This is a genomic window from Jejuia spongiicola, from assembly GCF_023502325.1.
In the GTDB taxonomy this organism is placed as follows: Bacteria; Bacteroidota; Bacteroidia; order Flavobacteriales; family Flavobacteriaceae; genus Wocania_A; species Wocania_A spongiicola.
Genome location: NZ_JAMFLZ010000007.1, coordinates 140,112 through 158,246, shown reverse-complemented (window position 1 = coordinate 158,246; position 18,135 = coordinate 140,112). Strand labels below are relative to the sequence as shown.

Genomic DNA, 18,135 nt, shown 5'->3' with positions numbered 1-18,135 from the left:
CTATTATTTTAAAAGGTTCGTTTAACGGTCTCGTGTATGGTTTGTTGCGAGTTTAAGCAACTAATTTAGTAAACAAAAACGAACGCGAGAAAATTCTGAAGGAATTTTCCAAGTAGGCAATCACCAAAGCAATTAATTATACACGTTGTTGTGTACAGTATTTTGTTTTCTAATTTTAGCTATTATTGCATCCCTTGTTTTTGAATAAAACTTTTCATCAGTATTAAAACCTCGGATGCAATGGTTGTTTCGATACTATCTATTTCTTCTGGTAAACCTGTTTTTGCTGGTTGAAGCATGTGGTTGAGATCTGGAATTAGTTCAGAAGTGACCTCGGTATTACCTGCTTCTTTAAGAGCTTTATCAATAGCAGCCATAGAAGCAACACCAGGAACATTCAAATCTAATGTTCCTCCAATAGATAACACTGGACAGCGAACTTGCCTGAGGTAATCTTCCGGACTTGGCCCTTCCCAGAACTCTCTAAAAGATGGTCTGGCGTAGTATTCTATGTAACCGTACTTAATTTCATCATCCAGAGCTTCTCCTGTCAGACCCTTTAACCAAGAAAGATCTTTACGGTTTCGAAAGGCCAAATTATAAATAGAATCCTCCATTACTTGTCCAAGTTCCATATCCAAAGCTATAGTAATTATAGAATCATTGACTTGAGATTCTCGTAAAATCTGCTCTTCTGAATAGCCTCTTGCCCTAGCCATCCCACTGGAATACAAACTATCTGCCAAGGGATAAGGCAATCCCGGTGCGCCCAGTAGGATTATAAAATCCAATTCCTGTTCGGCAGCAATCATTGGAACTAAAGAACCTCCTTCACTATGTCCTGCAATTCCAATGGTATTAAAATCAATATCTTTCCTATCTTTTAGGTATTGAGCAGCACTCCACCCATCTGAAGCAAAATCATCATAAGTGGCCTCATCAAAATCGCCTTCAGACTCTCCACAACCTCGTTTGTCATAACGCAATACCGCTATGCCATTCCTACTTAAATAATCGGTCATGGTCAGAAAGGTTTTATGACCATAAACTTTGTAATCGCGAACATTCCGCCCTGATCCGTGCATGAGCACTACAGCCGGATAGGACTGGGATTCTGTATCCGGATAGGTAAGTGTGCCACGAAGCATGATACTGTCCTCAACATTTTTAAACTCTATTGTTTCACTCTTATAGGGAATAGGCGATTTCAGCGGCTTATTTCGAAAGTAGGTGGCAGCATCAGCATCAGATTTTTCTTCTTTTGGCTGATTAATACAACTCCCTAAAACAATCAACACAATTATACACAGTATGTTTTTCATAATTCAAAAATTAGAGTTCATTTTATACAAATAATTGTTGTTTAGTGTTTATAAATTTCAAAACACGCCAATATTGTACACAATGTTCTTTACGGATATGCGTCGTTTTAATGACTTATATCCGACGTTAAACGAAGTTAGCTAAATTTTCTGACAAAGTCAAGTTGAACCTATACCGTTGTTTGTCCTAGTATTTTTAATAATAAAATCTCGATATATTGAGAATGTTAATAACCCGTTTTTGTTTTAACATTTTTCAATACAAATTATAAGTAATTTTAAAGAGCTTACAAAAAAAGCATTCAACCCTTAATTTTACTATAATGAACCCAAAATCTGCCATAAAAGGACGTGGTGCACAGCTTAATGTACCCAATCGTTTCTTCGAATTAAGTCATGAAATGCGTGATGACTTCTTAGAGTTCTGCCAAAAAGAAGGCGAAGAAAGTGATAAAAATAAAACACTTTATTTAGAAGTGTTTCCCAAAACGATAGTCAATAAAGTTGAGAGTCCAGATGTGGGGATGATGTATTCTATGAATGCCTATCAAGGTTGCGAACACGGATGTATTTATTGCTATGCGAGAAATTCGCATGAGTTTTGGGGGTACAGTGCAGGCTTAGATTTTGAGCGTAGAATTATGGTAAAGAAAGACGCTCCAAAACTATTAGAAACTTTAATAAAAAAGAAAAACTGGAAAGCTCACCCAATAGTAATGTCTGGAAACACAGATTGTTATCAGCCAGCTGAAAAACGGTTTAAAATTACAAGACAATGTTTAGAGGTATTTTTAAAGTACAAGCACCCTGTAGCTATCATTACAAAAAACGCTTTAATACTTCGTGATTTAGATATTTTAAAACAATTGGCAAAAGATAATCTAATAGGAGTAAATATGTCTATTACGTCGCTATCTGAAGATACTCGACGTATTCTAGAACCTAGAACGGCAACAATAAAAAAGCGATTAGAAACAGTTAAAATATTAAGCGAAAACGGTATTCCAGTAAACGTGATGTTAGCACCAATAATTCCGTCAATAAATAGTCATGAAATTTTGCCATTAGCTAAAGCAGCATCAGAGCATGGTGCGTTTGGCATAGCCCATACCATTGTTAGGCTTAATGGAGCAATAGGTGAAATTTTTACCGATTGGATAAAAAAAACAATGCCAGATAGAGCAGAAAAGGTGTTACATCAAATAGAAAGTTGTCATGGCGGAACCCTAAACGATAGTCGGTATGGAGCCAGAATGCGAGGTCAAGGTAAAATAGCAGAGCAAATTAATATGCTGGTGCGCTTAGCCAGAAAGAAACATTTTAAGAATAAAATTATGCCTAAACTAAATTGTGATTTGCATGAGCCATATAAAGTAGGGCAGTTAAAATTGTTTTAAAAAAAGTGGGCTATTACAGCCCACTTTTTCAAACTAAACTAAACTAAATAAGACATCAATATCAATTATATATTAATGTGTTTTTCAAACGTTCTGCCGTCACTTTTAAAAATAACTTTATAGTTTCCTTTTTCTTTTTCATCTAACTTATAGATTCGTTCAATTTTTTGAGTATCCTTTATTTCTTCAGAATAAATTTTTGTGTTTTTATAATAGATATCAATCATAAGTGGTTCTTTATTTAAAGATAACTTTGTTATAAATAAGCGATTATCTATTGCTTTTAATAAAGGCTTAAACACAGATTTACTCGCTTCTTTTTTAAACTCTACCATGTTTGTTTTTACAACAAATGGAATGGTTTTAATCTCTACGTCTTTTTCTAGCTCAAAAAAGTAATAACCATCTGGAAGTGTTGTTAAATCAAAGCTTTTAATATAAACTCCTGCTTGTTCAATAAATTCTTTATATAATATTATTCCGTTGTTGTCTATAATAGATAACTGATTTCCTTTTTTTACATTTTTTAAAGTGATCGAAGTTTTTTTAGCTTCATTATTAATGTTATAAGAAATACTATTTGCGTAGCTTATAACTGTAGCAAGCATTGCTAGTGTTAAGGTTCCTTTTTTAATGTTTTTAATTACGTTTTTCATGATTTGGATTTTTAATAACGTTCAACGATACAAAGGTATATTAGGAAGAAGCTGTATAAAACATCAATTTTGATGAATATATGTGCTAAATTATCTGTTAAATTAATGTTAACTGTATGTTAAGTTAAAATAGCATATATTTAAATCAAATTAACACACAATTCATGTGTAATAAATAGTAATTTTGCTTTAGAATAATCAATTCATGATTAATAAGAAACCTACTTTTGAAAAAGTAAACCCTAGTTTTGGAAGCTCGTTATTAATTAAACAGCATTCAGAAAGAGTAAACAACAAATTTGCTTCTTGGCATTTTCACCCTGAATTAGAGTTGGTATATGTAAATAAGGGAAAAGGGAAAAGACATATAGGAAATCATTTGTCTTACTTTAATAATAGTCAATTAATTTTAATTGGCTCAAACTTACCTCATAATGGTTTTACAGATAGACTTACAGTTAATGGCTCAGAAACTATAGTACAGTTTAAACCAAATTTTTTGGGAAATGACTTTATTGATATTCCTGAGATGACAGCTATAACCGCTTTGTTTGATAAAGCAAAAAAAGGAATACTTTTTAAACCAGAGGCTAAGAGAAAAGTTGGGTATAAGATTGAAAGACTTATTGAATATGAAGGGTTAAAGCGTATTCTGAAGTTTTTAGAAGTATTAAATTATTTAGCAACAACTGATGAATATACTTTATTGAATGCTAATGGGTTTGCTTTTGAGGCAGAACCACAAGACAGTGCAAAAATTGATATTATATTTAAACATATCAATAAAAACTTCCATAGGCATATTAGTTTAGATGAGATCGCAGATAAAGTAAGTATGACAGTACCTGCTTTTTGTAGGTATTTTAAAAAATCTACAGGAAAAACATTTACAAAACTAGTTAATGAATATAGAGTTGTACATGCTACTAAATTATTGAATGAAAGCCAGATGAGTATTGCTGATATTTGTTATGAATGTGGGTTTAATAATTTTTCACATTTTAATAAACAGTTTAATGAAATTACTGGCAAAAGTGCATCACAATACAGAAAAGAAATTAAATTAATTATACAAGAAAGCTAAAGCCATGGAGGATAAAATAGACAATACATTAGCGTACTACTATCATAAAAGAAATGAAATACTTAATTTTATTAATACAAATGATTGTTTAGTTCCAGATCAAATTATTGAAAAAGGGGAAGAGTTGGCTGTTTTAGAATATAAGATTACAGCATTACAGATTGCAAAAGAGAACTAATTAATACTGTTTTAGCTAGACTTTACCATCCCACTCGCTATAAAACTGATCTAGAAAACCAACCATATAGTTATGGCGTTCTTTAGCAATTCTTTTTCCAGTTTTAGTATTCATTTTATCTTTTAAAAGTAACAGTTTTTCATAAAAATGATTAATGGTTGGAGAAGTAGAGGTTTTATACTCAGCCTTAGTCATTTTTAAACTGGGTTTTATTGAAGGATCAAAAAGTTTTCTGTTTTTAAAACCCCCATAATTAAAGCAACGAGCAATACCAATAGCGCCAATAGCATCTAGTCTGTCTGCGTCTTGTATCACATCTAATTCTAAGGATTTAAACTTTTGCCCTTTTTCCAGCGATTTATTAAAAGAAATGTTTTCGATTATGTTTACAACATGTTCTATAACAGTAGAATCTACATTTATTTTAAACAAAAATTCACGAGCTATTTTTGGACCAATAGTATCGTCGCCGTCATAAAATTTGCTATCGGCAATGTCGTGTAATAAGGCTCCCAATTGAACAACAAATGAATCTACATTTTCATTTTTAGAGATATGTATAGCGTTATTATATACTCTTAGGGTGTGAAACCAATCATGCCCTCCTTCTGCATTAGTAAGAGTTTCTTTTACAAAGGCTTTGGTTTTATTTATTATTTCTTTAGAAGTATGCATAGCATAAAAATAAAAATTCCTTTCAATTAAGAAAGGAATTGCATTATAAATTAAATATAATTAATAACCTATTTAATTATTGCTGGCTCAACCCATTTAAACTCAAATGAGTTTTCTGGAATTTTAATTCTGTCAGCCAATCGTAGCATTCTGCTTGGAAGCTTCATTAAGTAGTCTCTTGCTTTTTCAGCTTCATCTGTTAAATTGGTAATTTTATCAATTTCCCAACGATCAATTAATTTTTGTAATATATCAACATAGTCTTTTGAAGTATAAACCCCAATACGTTGCGCAGTATTTGAAAACTCTTCGAAAGCAGTTCCAATTTTACCTCCAGATTCTCTTAAAAATACAGCTGGCATAGTAATTTTTTGTTTCATCATATAATGAAATGCCATCATCATTTGGCTTGGATCCACTTTAAAAATACGTTCAACAAACTCAGAATATGCATGGTGGTGCCTCATTTCATCACCAGATATAATTTGGCACATTTTTCCTAATTGTTTATTGCCACTTTTCTTTGCAATTTTAGCCACTCGATTATGAGATATATATGTAGCTAATTCTTGAAAACTAGTATATACAAAGTTTTTATAAGGATCTCTATCTGTGCCAATATCAAAACCATCTGCAATAAGATACTGTGTGGTTTTTTCTACTTCGCGCATATTTACACGACCAGATAAGTATAGGTATTTATTAAGTACATCACCATGACGATTTTCTTCACCAGTCCAATGGCGTACCCATTTACCCCAAGCGTTTTCTCTGTCTACTTGGTTTACACCTTCAACATCCATAAGCCATGATTCGTAAGTTGGTAAAGCTTCTTCAGTAATCATATCACCAACTAAAACCACCCAAAAATCATAAGGTAACTCTTTTGAGAGTTCTCTAATTTCTTTAACCTCTTCAAAAAAATTATCGCCTTCAGAGTTCGGTAGAAAATCTGAGGGTTGCCATATTTTTTCAATCGGAATTAAGTATTTTTCTATAAGTGATTCAACATCTTTTTCTAAAAACTGCATCACTTCTAATCGTACGTTTTTTAACGACATCTATATTTTTTAAGGGTGGATATGATCTTTTATAGTGGTTTCAATACTATTTATAAGATCTAGTTTGTTTTCAAAGGTACTAACTTTTATGGGCTTATGAACAGTAAAAGTAATATGAGTGCCTAGACCCATAGGAAATTTACCAAAACGGACTATTTCCCAGGAGTTATTTATTGAAATAGGAACTACAAAAGCCGATGGGATTTTTTTAAACAGAATTTCTAAACCTTTAGTTTGAAAAGGTTTTGGTACGCCATTTTTACTTCGCGTCCCTTCGGGAAAAATTACTGCACTCCTTTTGTTTGTTTCAATATATTCGCCAAATTTCATAAGAGCAGGTAGTGATTGTCTTGGATTTTTTCTATCTATTAAAGCTGCTCCTCCATGACGCAAATTATACGATACACTTGGGATACCTTTGCCTAACTCTATTTTACTTATGAATTTTGGATGATATTTTCGCATATACCAAGTTAATGGGTATATATCGTGTAAACTTTGATGATTAGCAACAATAATTAGAGGTTGATTTGTATCTATGTTGTGCGAGTTATAAAACGAAAAACGAGTTCCTAAAATATTTGCACAACGCATTAACCAGAACTGTAGTGCATCTACACTTTTTTTGTGTGCTTGATACCCGAAAACATTAAAACAAAACCATTGGATAGGGTGGAATATTACTAAAGTTAATAAAAAAGCTAAGTAATAGAGAAAAGTTAGTGGGTACGACAATAGTTTAAGCATGCCCAAAAATACATAAAAACTTAGTTTTAATATACAGGAATACAGACGTTATTTTCGCAATTTATGCTTGATGGAGGATTCGTTATTCCACAATCTGAAATGGCACCCCATTGAGTATTAAACTCGGCTTCTCTTTTATTGTAATCCTCAACCCATAATTTAAGCTTTTCTGTATCAATTGAAGTTGTATATATTAAATAACTCCATGGGCCTCCGCAGGGTTTACTTCCAAATGCTATAGATTTACATTCGGTATTCTCGTTGCATACAGATGTGGCAACTAAATCTTCAATGGCTTTTTTAGAAATATTTAGCTGTTCGCGTTCTTCCTCCTGAGTAAGTGGTGTATCATCTTCATCACATTGAAAAGCCATTAATGATAAACAAATTGTAAGTATAAATAAAAGAAGCGATGAGTTTTTCATGTCTAAGGTTTATTATTAGATGTGAAATAGATAAAAAGGTTGCGTAAACGAATTACTTGTAAAAATTCATTTCATCTAAATACTCCCATACATGTTGAGGAAGCATTGGCTGAATGTTTTTTCCCGCTTTAATAGCCTTACGAATAAAGGTTGAAGACAATTCCATTATAGGTGCTTCAACATGATGTATTTTTTTATGATTATCAAATTGAGTTTCAATTTGCCCTTTAGATATTCTTGGGTAAATGTAAATATGGTGATTTTGGAGTATTAATTCATAATTTTTCCATTTATGAAAACTCTTTAAATTGTCTTCGCCCATAATTAAAGAAAACTTATAATCGGGATATTTTTCTTGTAAATATGTTAGTGTGTTAATGGTGTAATTCGGTTGAGGTAAATTAAACTCTATATCGCTTGGTTTTAGTTTACTATAATCTTTTGTGGCGCGATAAACCATTTCTAAGCGCTGATAGTTATCAAGTAAGCTACTCTTTTTTTTAAACGGATTGTGTGGTGTTACTACAAACCATATTTGGTCTAAATTGCTATGTTCTACCAAATGATTAGCAATTACAAGATGCCCAATATGTATTGGGTTAAAAGAACCAAAATACAATCCAATGTTCATAATGATACTTTTTTAAGTTCCGATAATTATTTGGATATAAAATTACTAATTAAAACTTCGGCTTCGTGAAGCGCTTTTTCTAAATTGTCATTTTCAATTATAACGTCAAATAAAGGTGCTGTTGCTAATTCTGCAGATGCTTTTGCAATGCGCATATTTATCTTGTCCTCGGTTTCAGTTTTGCGTTTTTTTAATCTTATTTTAAGCTCATCTATACTTGGGGGTTTTACAAATATAGCTAGTGTTTCTTCAGGAAATTTTCGCTTAATACGTAGTCCTCCCGATACATCAATATCAAAAATAACGTGTTTGCCTTTTGCCCAAATACGTTCCACTTCAGTTTTTAAAGTACCATAAAAATTATCGCGATATACTTCTTCCCACTCTAAAAACTCATCGTTTTTTATTTTGCTTTTAAATGCCTTAGCTGAAAGAAAATAATAATCTTTTTCGTGCTCTTCTTCACCGCGCTTTTCTCTTGATGTTGCCGAAATCGAAAACTCTAAATTCAAACTTTCAACACCTAATAGATGCCTTACAATAGTTGTTTTGCCAGAACCAGACGGTGCCGAAAACACGATAAGTTTGCCCTTTTTGTTGTTGTTATCTTTAATCAATAGTATTAAATTTTAAAGTACGTTCAACAATTGCTCTTTGATTTTTTCGAGCTCGTCTTTCATTTGTACCACTAGTTGTTGCATGGGTGCGTAATTACTTTTTGAGCCAATAGTATTTATTTCTCTTCCCATTTCTTGGCTTATAAATCCTAATTTTTTCCCATTAGAATCTTTAGAGTTTAAGCACTCTGTAAAATAATTTAAATGATTTTTTAAACGTACTTTTTCTTCAGTAATATCAAACTTTTCAATATAGTATACGAGTTCCTGCTCGAAACGATTTTCGTCGTATTTTTCTTTTAAGTCTTCAACACCTTTAAGCAATCGTTCGCGTACAGCCTCAACACGTTCTGGGTCAATTTTAATGATTTCTTCAAGAATTTCACCAATGTTATTGATACGATTATTAAAATCTAATTCTAAAACTTCACCTTCGTTTAACCTATGTTGGTTCAAGCCCGTAATTGCGTTTTCAATTTCTGCCTCAATATGCTTCCATTCATTCTCATCAATTTCCTCTCTTACCGTATTTAGTGCATCAGGAAAACGAACAGCCATTTTAAGAAAATCTACATCATTACCCTCAACTACATTTTTTAATTGATTAATATATTGTTTAACAACAGGCGCATTAATTTGGGTTGAAGTATCTTCAGCTGTGGTTTCAACATAAATTGAAAAATCTATTTTACCACGCTCTAATTTTTTAGCAAGAAGTTTTCTTATAGCAAGTTCTTTTTCTCTATAAATTGAGGGCATTCGAGCGTTTAAATCAAGGTTTTTACTGTTTAAAGATTTAAGCTCAACAGTAATTTTTTTTGTTGGTAATTGCAATACAGATTTTCCATAACCTGTCATTGAATGTATCATATTCCAAATATATTAAGTTGCACAAAGGTAAATAAAACCTAAGGTTTAGAAATGTATTATTTAGAATTAATAATGTTTTCTAAAGCTTCAATTTTAAATTTATCAATTTCAGGCGTGGTGTGTTCTTTTTTAATGATTTTATAAAAACGCTCTATGAGTTCTGGATGGTCTTTTGCTATGTTATTCTTTTCTAAAAGATCTTCATCAAGATTGTAAAGCTCAACATCTGTATTACCTTTTTTAATATTTGGCCACACAAATTTCCATTTTCCTTGTCGAATAGCAACTTGCCCATTATATTCAGGGAATTCCCAATACATATAGTCATGAGTTTTTTGTTTGTCTTTTTGAATTAAAGTATTGTAAAAACTAATCCCATCAGTATCCTTAGGACTCTCAATTTGAGCAACGTCACAAAGAGTAGCCATTACATCGTAAAACCCAGAAATATGATTTGTGGAAGTACTTGGTTTAATTTTTCCTTCCCATGAAGCAATCATAGGAACACGAATACCGCCTTCGTAAACAAAACCTTTGCCTCTTCCGTATTCGCCATTAAATGGCTTGGCACTGTTAAACCAAATAGGATCTGCTCCGCCTGCGTAACTTGGACCATTGTCTGAGGTAAAAATAATAAGCGTATTATCATATTCATCAATCGATTTTAAGTGAGCTATAAGATTACCTACTTTTTCATCTAAATAAGATATCATTGCGGCATAAGTAGCTTTAGGATAACGATTAGGAAAATATCCTTTGTTGCCAATATAAGGAGGTTCTTCTCCAAATTTATCAACGTAATAATCCACCCATTTTTTTGGAGCTTGTAATGGTACATGCGGAATAGGAGATGCCCAATATAAAAAGAAAGGCTTATTTTTATTAGAATCAATAAAGTTGATCATTTTATCAAACGAAACTTCTGGAGCATAATAGGGCTGTGTATACTTTTTATAGCTAGCAAGATCATTAGGGTTTGCACCTTTCTCTAATTTTTCGTTCGGAGCAACAGTATCGTTTGCTAAATGATATCTTATTTCATTTTCATATAAATGCAAAGGTGTGTATGTGTGCGCTTGACGTTGACAGTTATACCCAAAAAAGTAATCAAAGCCCATATGATTTGGTAACGAATGGGTGTTTGGAGCGCCTAAACCCCATTTCCCAACAATTCCTGTAGCATAACCAGACTCTTGTAATAATTTAGCAATAGTTACAGTGTTTTTTGGTAAAGGGCGTTGACCCTCTAGAGTTGAGTCTTTTGCCATTTCACGATAATCCCAAACTTTTCCTCTATCTCGCCATTCATCATTTCCTCTAATATAGGAATGTCCTAAATGTTTCCCTGTAAGTAATGATGCCCTAGCTGGAGCACATACAGGAGCACCAGAATAGTGTTGGGTAAACATTAAGCCGTTTTTAGCCAAAGCGTCAATATTAGGAGTTTCAATCTTTTCTTGACCATAAGCTCCTAATTCAGCATAACCTAAATCATCAGCTAAAATATAGATAATGTTAGGTTTTGCAGGGTTTCTATTAGTTTGCTTTTCTTTCTTATTACAAGAAGAAAAATAAAATGAAATTAAAAAAGCGAAAAAAATGTACTTGGTTTTTAGCATTGTGTGTGTCATTTATAACATAGTAATTCACAAATTAAAGCCTTTATCTCTAAAACATAAAGGCTTAGTAAAAGTAAATTAATATTTTTACAGTTAATTTTTACCAAAACTTAATGAAAACTAATATTTATAGCGCTATAATTTGCCTTTGTTTTGTTGCTTTTTTAAACTGTAAGGAAAAAAACTCTAGTAAAACTGAAATAAACAATAGCAAAATACAGGCTAGTAAAATAGATAGCATAATTAATAAGCCTCCAAAGGGCATGATTTGGATTCCTGCTGGGTCTTTTTTACAAGGAGCTGTTCCTCATGATGAAATCGCTATGATGCATGAAAAACCTCAACACAAAGTAAGTATAGATGGGTTTTTTATGGATATAACTGAAGTAACTAATGCTCAGTTTTCAAAGTTTGTTGATGAAACGGGCTATATAACTGTAGCAGAAAGAGAAATTGATTGGGAGGAGATGAAAAAACAGTTACCTGAAGGAACACCAAAACCTCATGATACTATTTTGCAACCAGGATCTTTAATGTTTAAAAAGACAAAAACATCAGTTCCTAACTTATATGATTTTTCTCAATGGTGGCGATGGGCTATTGGTGTAAATTGGAAACATCCAAGTGGTGTTAATTCTTCATTAGAAGGAAAAGAAAATCACCCAGTAACACATATTTCTTTTGAAGATGCACAAGCCTATTGTAAATGGGCAGGAAGACGATTACCAACTGAAGCAGAATGGGAGTATGCAGCAAGAGGAAAAAAAGCGAATACTACTTATTTTTGGGGCGACGACATTAGTTTATTGTCTAAAAAAGCTAATAGTTGGGAGGGCGAATTCCCTGTGTTTAATACTCTGGAAGATGGCTACGAAAGGAGTGCTCCAGTAAAATCTTATCCAGCTAACAGTTTTGGGTTATACGACATGGCAGGTAATGTTTGGGAGTGGACTACAGACTGGTATAATGTTAATTATTATCAAGAATTGGCCTCAACTAATACACCAACCATTAACCCTAAAGGCGCTAATAAAGCATACAATCCTAGCAACCCATATGTACAAGAAAAAGTTATAAAAGGAGGTTCTTTTTTGTGTAGTTATACGTATTGTGCTAGTTACAGGATTTCATCAAGAATGGGTTCTAGTACAGATTCTTCATCTGAGCATATTGGATTCAGAACAGTTGCAACTCCAGATATGTTAATAAAATAATAGTAGGGGTTTAAATATTTACCATCAATTACTTCTTTTGTTTCTAAAATTCAAGTAGAAAAACACTTGTTTTTTGCCAATACCTTTTTGACCTTTAATTATACGTCACAGCTCAACTAAAGATAGAATTGTAATAGGAAAACTACTTATTTAACAAAAAAACCTATGCTAAAGCAAAAATAATATTATCTCTAGTATTTTTAGTATTTGTGAACTTCTTGGTTGTCAGCTAAATTGCGATAGTAAACCAACGATATAATTTTTTGAAAAAAACCATATTATTTGCGAGCAGTTTTACTTTAGTTTTATTGATACTAATATTGGTGCCAATAAATTCTGAAGAGACTAATGATGTAATAACCTTTTTTGGAAACTTTCATCCATTAATTCTTCATTTGCCTATAGGTGCATTAATAGGAGTCTTTTTTTTAGAGGTGATAAACATAATTAAGCCCCAATTAAATTTAGATAATGCAAATAAAGTATTACTATGGTTTAGTGCGATTAGCTTAATACCTGCTGTTATATTTGGTTTTTTTCTGGCTTCAACAGGAGGTTATAATAGTGAAGTTTTAGCTTTCCATAAATGGTTAGGTTGGTTTACAGCTTTACTATGTGTATGGCTATTAGTTTTTCGTTTATGGGCGTATTCAAAATCTAAGAATTACGTAAAAGTGTATCAATGGTTTTTAGTTGTAAATGTAGTGCTTCTTTCATTTACAGGGCATTATGGAGGCACTTTAACGCATGGAGCTAATTATTTAACTAAGGATATGCCAGAAGGTTTAAAAGATTTTTTTGGAGTTGAAAAGACCGAAGCAGAATCGATACTTTCTTCTATTAAAGAATTAAAAGAGTCTAGTAGCTCAAAAAACAATAATGAAATAAATGAAGCATTTGTATTTGCAGATACTATTCACCCTATTATGAGTAATAACTGCTTTGATTGCCATAATGCCAATAAACAAAAAGGAGATTTGCGTTTAGACAATGTTGGGTGGAAAATGATAAGTGCTAAAAATGTTAAAGTTTGGAAAAATGTTTTGAAAGAAGTTAGTGAAGGGAATATGCCTCCAGAGGAGGAAGAACCTTTAACAGATAAAGAGCGAAATAGTATAATAGATTGGATAACACGCTCTTTAGATAGTGTTAAGCCTGAGTTAAAACAGCAAGTTGCAGAAATAGAAAAGAAGGAAGCCGAAGCTGCAAACGAAAAAGAACAACAGGTACTAGCGCTAAATGAAAGCTTGTTGTCAACAGAACCAACAGAATCATCTTTAAAATATGTTAATGAGATTCAGCCCATATTAGATAAGTATTGTTATCAATGTCATGGGCCAACAAAGCAAAAGGGAGACACTCGCCTCGATATATTAAACTGGAATATGGTAAATGGAGGGGATGCAGAAAAATGGCATTCGGCTCTAGATGAGATTAATGCAGGTAACATGCCCCCAAAAAAGAAACCACAATTAACCAGTGAAGAGCGAAGAATGGTAGTTGATTGGATTACTAACTCTTTAGAATATGCAGCTGACAAGAAAAGTGCAACTAATAAAAGTGTTACAAGGCGTTTAACAAAGGCTCAATATACTAATACGCTTAATCAACTATTAGAATTACCAATAAACTTTGGAAATGTGTTACCTGACGATGGAAAATCTAAAATGGGTTTTTCTAATAATGGAGACGTACTTCAAATATCAACATTACATATTGATTATTATCAAAAAATAGCTCGAGAAGCTTTAGATAAAGCCATAGTAAGTGGTCCAAAACCTAAATCCAAAAAGTATAAAATTACTTTTGGTAAAGGAATAGGAGAAGGTAAGGTGGCTGCAGAGTTTGGCGGGTTTCAATCGGTAGCTGTTAAGCATGAAGATTTTAAGGTAGACCTTTATGATAACGATGGTGTTGATTTTGATGTAACAGACTCAATAAAAAAGCGAATAGGTGTAGACATGAGAGGCTCTGCCAGTGATAGATACGCTGTTGAGGATGATGGTATGATTTTATATTCAGCGCTTCCTCATAAAGATGTGCCTCCACGATCATGGCAGGGGCCATCACCAAACGCAAAAATGTTGATAAAGAACAATTATCCAAGAAACGGGAACTTCGTGTTAAGGGTTAATGCTTCTAAGGGGTATGGCATTACAAGGGGAGAAGGCTTAATAGAACTAAGAGAAAATAAACCAGCAAAGGTAACGCCTAACACAATTAATCTTTTAGCTGTAAATAGTAAAGAGAATAGTAACTTAGTTTTTAAGGATAGTTTGTTAGTACCTGTTAGAATTGACTCAGTTACATCTTCACGCTTTGAAATTAAAATTCCAAAGGATAGCTTTTATCAAGTAGATTTAGTACACCCATATTTGTCTCAAGAAAACATGCCCTCTTTTCTTTTAAGGATTGATAGATTTAATAAGATTGAAGAGCGTTTACAAATATCAAAGGATTTAGAAAATGAAACAGAAATAGTAACACCAGTTACTTTAGCCTATTTACGAAAGGGAAAGTATAAAATTATGATAGGAGGCAGTTTCTTTGTAGGCTATAAAAACATAAGATTTACACCATTACCTGAAGATAGTGAGATTCCTAAGGCACTTAAAAAAGAAGCTGAAAAGAATCAAAGTCAATATAAAGATTTAGTACCATCCATTAAAGCATTTGTTGCAACTAGAACAGATGATGGGATGGATTATCAAACTTTTGATGTAAGTAAAGAAGTAACTTCTGAAGCAGGCGATTTCAAAACTTTTGAATTTAAAGGTCAATTAGAAAATTTACCAGTTCCGGTTTACGACCCTATAGAGACGGAACCATTCTCCAATACTATGATAGTTGGTTTGTGGAATAATCATTTAGTAAAAAATAAAGAAGAGAATGGCCCTGCACTATTAATTAAATCGATAGAACTAGAAACGCCTTATAATCCTGTTTGGCCTACAAAAAGTCATACTGCTATATTTTTCGATTCACCTAATAAAAATAACTACCAAGTTTATACCGCAGAAGTCCTCAAGAAATTTATGGAAAAGGCTTTCAGGCGTCCTTTAGTAGATGGCGAGTTAGAACGTTATTTTAATTTTTGGAACACAATAAAAGATGATTTTGTGGTTTATGAGGATAGTGTTAAAGAGGTTTTAGTAGCTATTTTATGCTCACCTAACTTTTTATATTTATTGGAATCTGAAAATTCAGGACCTAAAATGTTTAATGATGATTTTTTCTTGGGAGCAAAAATGGCTTATTTTTTATGGAATTCGCCTCCAGACGAGAAATTAACTGAACTGGCTTCTTTAGGAATGCTTAAAAATGAACTGTCAAATCAAATAGACAGAATGATTGATAGCCCAAAGACTTTAAAAATGATTGAAGCTTTTGCTTACGAATGGTTGCGAGTAGATAGATTAAAGAGCATTAATATTGATGTTAATTTATATCCTGATTTTACTCGATTTGTTAAGTCAGATATGGCTAAAGAAACCTATAACTTTATTCACTATATACTAAAAGAGGATATGAGTATTTTAAATTTCATTGACTCAGACTTTGCCATGTTAAATCAAAATTTAGCAGAGTTTTATGGATTAGATGGTGTAGTTGGAAATCAATTTAGGCCAGTTGCTATTCCTAGAGAAAAAAATAGAGGAGGGTTATTATCACAAGGTGCTTTTTTAACAGGTCATTCAGATGGTGTTCAAGCACACCCTATAAAACGGGCTGTATGGTTAAAAGAAAAAATTCTAGGCGATGCACCTCCACCTCCACCTCCAAATGTTCCAGAATTAGACCCGGAAACTCCTGGTTTTGAGAACTTAACGTTAAAAGAACAGTTGGAATTACACAGAAATAAAGTATCTTGTATCGATTGTCATTTAAAAATCGACCCTTACGGTGTTGCTTTTGAAAATTATGATGCAGTAGGAAGGTTTCGAAAAGCATACAAAGGAAACCTTATAGACTCAAAATCTAAATTACCAGATGGCACCGAAGTTGAAGGTATTACGGGTATTAAAGAATACCTTTTAACAAAGAAAAAAGATGAATTTACTAAGTCGGTTGTAGAACACTTGTTTGCTTACGCCTTAGGAAGAGATGTAAGTTTTTCGGACGAAAAAGAGTTAAACAGTATTGTTGAGAAAGTGAAAGCTAACAACTATAAGTTTAAAACAGTTTTAGAAGAAATTATAAAAAGCAATTCTTTTTTAAAAAAGATAGCTAACGAAAAAAACACTATAGCCAAAAATTAATAGATATGGGAAAAAAATCATGGCATTTAGATCGTAGAACATTTATAAAAGGTGTAGGTGCAGCTTGCATGTTGCCTTATTTAGAATGTATGGGTATGGGAACGCTAACAAGTTTTGCAGCTCCCAAAGCCCCAAAAAGACTTTGTATTTTGTATTTTCCTAATGGTGTAAGTATGTCGCCTGGAGCAGATTCTAAAAATGCACAATGGCATTGGTTTCCTCATACAACAGGAACAAATTATAAGTTTACAAACTCATTATCTCCATTAGAGCCTTATCGAAAAAAATTATCGGTACTGGGAGGTTTAAGTCACCCTAATAGTCGAAATGTTTTAGGCCATATGGCAGGAGATACTTTCCTTACTGGAGGAGATTTAAGAGGCGATAAGTATTTAAATACAATTTCTGTGGATCAAGTTGCGGCTCAAAAATTATCTAAGTATACAAGAATACCATCATTAACATTATCTACTGATGGTGGAGTTGGTTACAAATCAAGAGCTTCAACTCTATCATTTGATTCTACAGGAAAAGCTATTCCTTCGGAACACCGACAAAGAGAAATTTTTGAACGTTATTTTTCTCCAACGGGAGGAGCTACATCTGCTGAAAGACGTAAAAGTTTGCAGCAAGACAAAAAAATTGTAGACTTAGTTTTAGAAGATAGTAAACGCCTTAAAAAACAGTTGGGGTATAATGATAATGTAAAGCTAGATGAATACATGTCTTCTTTAAATTCAATTGAAGAGCAAGTAAAACGAAATGAAAAGTGGTTGGATATTCCAATGAAAGAATTTGATGCCTCTTATATTAATTTGAATGTGGACGCTACCGTAAACCCTGAAGCATATTTGCGTTCAACAATGGACTTGATGATACTTGGTTTGCAAACCGATTTAACACGGGTTATGACATTTATGATGGGGCGTGAAGATGGTATGGGGCTTTTTGATGCTTTTCCTAAACTAACTTTAAATTTAACAGGACATCATGGTATGACTCATGATAGGAAAACAGGTTATCAAGAACGTCTAGGAAAGTACGATCAATGGTTATCTAAACAATTTGCTTATTTCTTAGATAGAATGGAAAACACTCATGACGAGCATGGCTCCTTACTAGATAATACTTTAGTCTTATATGGAAGTGCTTGTTGCTCTACACATAATGCAAATAATTATCCGTTAGTCCTTGCTGGAGGATCGAAACTAGGTGTTAAGCATGGTTCTTATGAGGTTTTTGACCCTAAACATGTACATATGGCGAATTTATTTGTAAGCATGCTAAACAAACTTGGTGTTGAAACAGAATCATTTGGTGATAGCACAGGAGAATTACCTAAAATCTTATCTTAATTTATAATTTCATTTTTTAAAATTT

At 32.7% G+C, this 18,135-nt stretch carries 16 protein-coding genes; 6 read left to right on the top strand and 10 right to left on the bottom strand.

Annotated features, from left to right (window positions below):
• Window positions 1–182: 182 nt before the first annotated feature.
• Window positions 183–1,322, bottom strand: a complete 1,140-nt coding sequence (locus M3P09_RS15080) for an alpha/beta hydrolase family protein (protein WP_249973773.1) — start codon at window positions 1,320–1,322, stop codon at window positions 183–185.
• 323 nt (window positions 1,323–1,645) lie between these two features.
• Here M3P09_RS15080 and M3P09_RS15075 point away from each other — a divergent pair, with 323 nt between their 5' ends.
• Complete coding sequence (locus tag M3P09_RS15075) at window positions 1,646–2,719, top strand: PA0069 family radical SAM protein (RefSeq protein WP_099565278.1); 1,074 nt, start codon at window positions 1,646–1,648, stop codon at window positions 2,717–2,719.
• A 65-nt stretch (window positions 2,720–2,784) separates the two neighbouring features.
• Here M3P09_RS15075 and M3P09_RS15070 read toward each other — a convergent pair whose 3' ends face one another.
• Window positions 2,785–3,375, bottom strand: coding sequence for a hypothetical protein (locus tag M3P09_RS15070; protein ID WP_099565279.1), 591 nt, complete (start codon window positions 3,373–3,375; stop codon window positions 2,785–2,787).
• Window positions 3,376–3,580: 205 nt separating this feature from the next.
• Between M3P09_RS15070 and M3P09_RS15065 the strand changes: the two genes are divergently transcribed.
• The gene (locus M3P09_RS15065) at window positions 3,581–4,459 is read left to right on the top strand and encodes an AraC family transcriptional regulator (protein ID WP_099565280.1); all 879 of its coding nucleotides are present in this window, start codon (window positions 3,581–3,583) and stop codon (window positions 4,457–4,459) included.
• A gap of 4 nt (window positions 4,460–4,463) precedes the next feature.
• Entirely contained in the window at window positions 4,464–4,637 is a 174-nt protein-coding gene (locus M3P09_RS15060) for a hypothetical protein (protein WP_199099708.1), read from the top strand.
• Window positions 4,638–4,652: 15 nt separating this feature from the next.
• Here the strand turns inward: M3P09_RS15060 and M3P09_RS15055 are convergent, their stop codons facing one another.
• From M3P09_RS15055 to M3P09_RS15020, 8 genes are all read right to left on the bottom strand, one after another.
• Window positions 4,653–5,312 (bottom strand): HD domain-containing protein, encoded by a 660-nt coding sequence (locus M3P09_RS15055; RefSeq protein WP_249973772.1) that lies wholly within the window; start codon window positions 5,310–5,312, stop codon window positions 4,653–4,655.
• Between the two features lie 68 nt (window positions 5,313–5,380).
• The gene (locus tag M3P09_RS15050; protein WP_099565282.1) at window positions 5,381–6,373 is read right to left on the bottom strand and encodes an acyl-ACP desaturase; all 993 of its coding nucleotides are present in this window, start codon (window positions 6,371–6,373) and stop codon (window positions 5,381–5,383) included.
• 9 nt (window positions 6,374–6,382) lie between these two features.
• A complete protein-coding gene (locus tag M3P09_RS15045; protein WP_249973771.1) occupies window positions 6,383–7,120 on the bottom strand; it encodes a lysophospholipid acyltransferase family protein in 738 nt (245 codons plus the stop codon).
• 26 nt (window positions 7,121–7,146) lie between these two features.
• Window positions 7,147–7,545: a hypothetical protein gene (locus M3P09_RS15040; protein WP_249973770.1), complete on the bottom strand. Its 399-nt coding sequence runs from the start codon at window positions 7,543–7,545 to the stop codon at window positions 7,147–7,149.
• Window positions 7,546–7,597: 52 nt separating this feature from the next.
• The gene (gene nadD / locus M3P09_RS15035; RefSeq protein ID WP_249973769.1) at window positions 7,598–8,176 is read right to left on the bottom strand and encodes a nicotinate (nicotinamide) nucleotide adenylyltransferase; all 579 of its coding nucleotides are present in this window, start codon (window positions 8,174–8,176) and stop codon (window positions 7,598–7,600) included.
• 26 nt (window positions 8,177–8,202) lie between these two features.
• Window positions 8,203–8,793, bottom strand: a complete 591-nt coding sequence (gene gmk / locus M3P09_RS15030; RefSeq protein ID WP_249973768.1) for a guanylate kinase — start codon at window positions 8,791–8,793, stop codon at window positions 8,203–8,205.
• A gap of 12 nt (window positions 8,794–8,805) precedes the next feature.
• On the bottom strand, window positions 8,806–9,663 hold the full coding sequence (locus M3P09_RS15025; RefSeq protein WP_099565286.1) for a YicC/YloC family endoribonuclease: 858 nt from the start codon (window positions 9,661–9,663) through the stop codon (window positions 8,806–8,808).
• 56 nt (window positions 9,664–9,719) lie between these two features.
• Window positions 9,720–11,282: an arylsulfatase gene (locus M3P09_RS15020; RefSeq protein WP_249973767.1), complete on the bottom strand. Its 1,563-nt coding sequence runs from the start codon at window positions 11,280–11,282 to the stop codon at window positions 9,720–9,722.
• A 113-nt stretch (window positions 11,283–11,395) separates the two neighbouring features.
• On the opposite strand from M3P09_RS15020, the gene M3P09_RS15015 reads away from it, so the two are divergent.
• The 3 genes from M3P09_RS15015 (at window position 11,396) to M3P09_RS15005 (ending at window position 18,110) form a co-directional block, all read left to right on the top strand.
• On the top strand, window positions 11,396–12,496 hold the full coding sequence (locus tag M3P09_RS15015) for a formylglycine-generating enzyme family protein (RefSeq protein ID WP_099565287.1): 1,101 nt from the start codon (window positions 11,396–11,398) through the stop codon (window positions 12,494–12,496).
• A gap of 308 nt (window positions 12,497–12,804) precedes the next feature.
• Window positions 12,805–16,755: a DUF1592 domain-containing protein gene (locus tag M3P09_RS15010; protein WP_249973766.1), complete on the top strand. Its 3,951-nt coding sequence runs from the start codon at window positions 12,805–12,807 to the stop codon at window positions 16,753–16,755.
• Between the two features lie 5 nt (window positions 16,756–16,760).
• The gene (locus tag M3P09_RS15005) at window positions 16,761–18,110 is read left to right on the top strand and encodes a DUF1552 domain-containing protein (protein WP_099565289.1); all 1,350 of its coding nucleotides are present in this window, start codon (window positions 16,761–16,763) and stop codon (window positions 18,108–18,110) included.
• Window positions 18,111–18,135 lie beyond the last annotated feature (25 nt).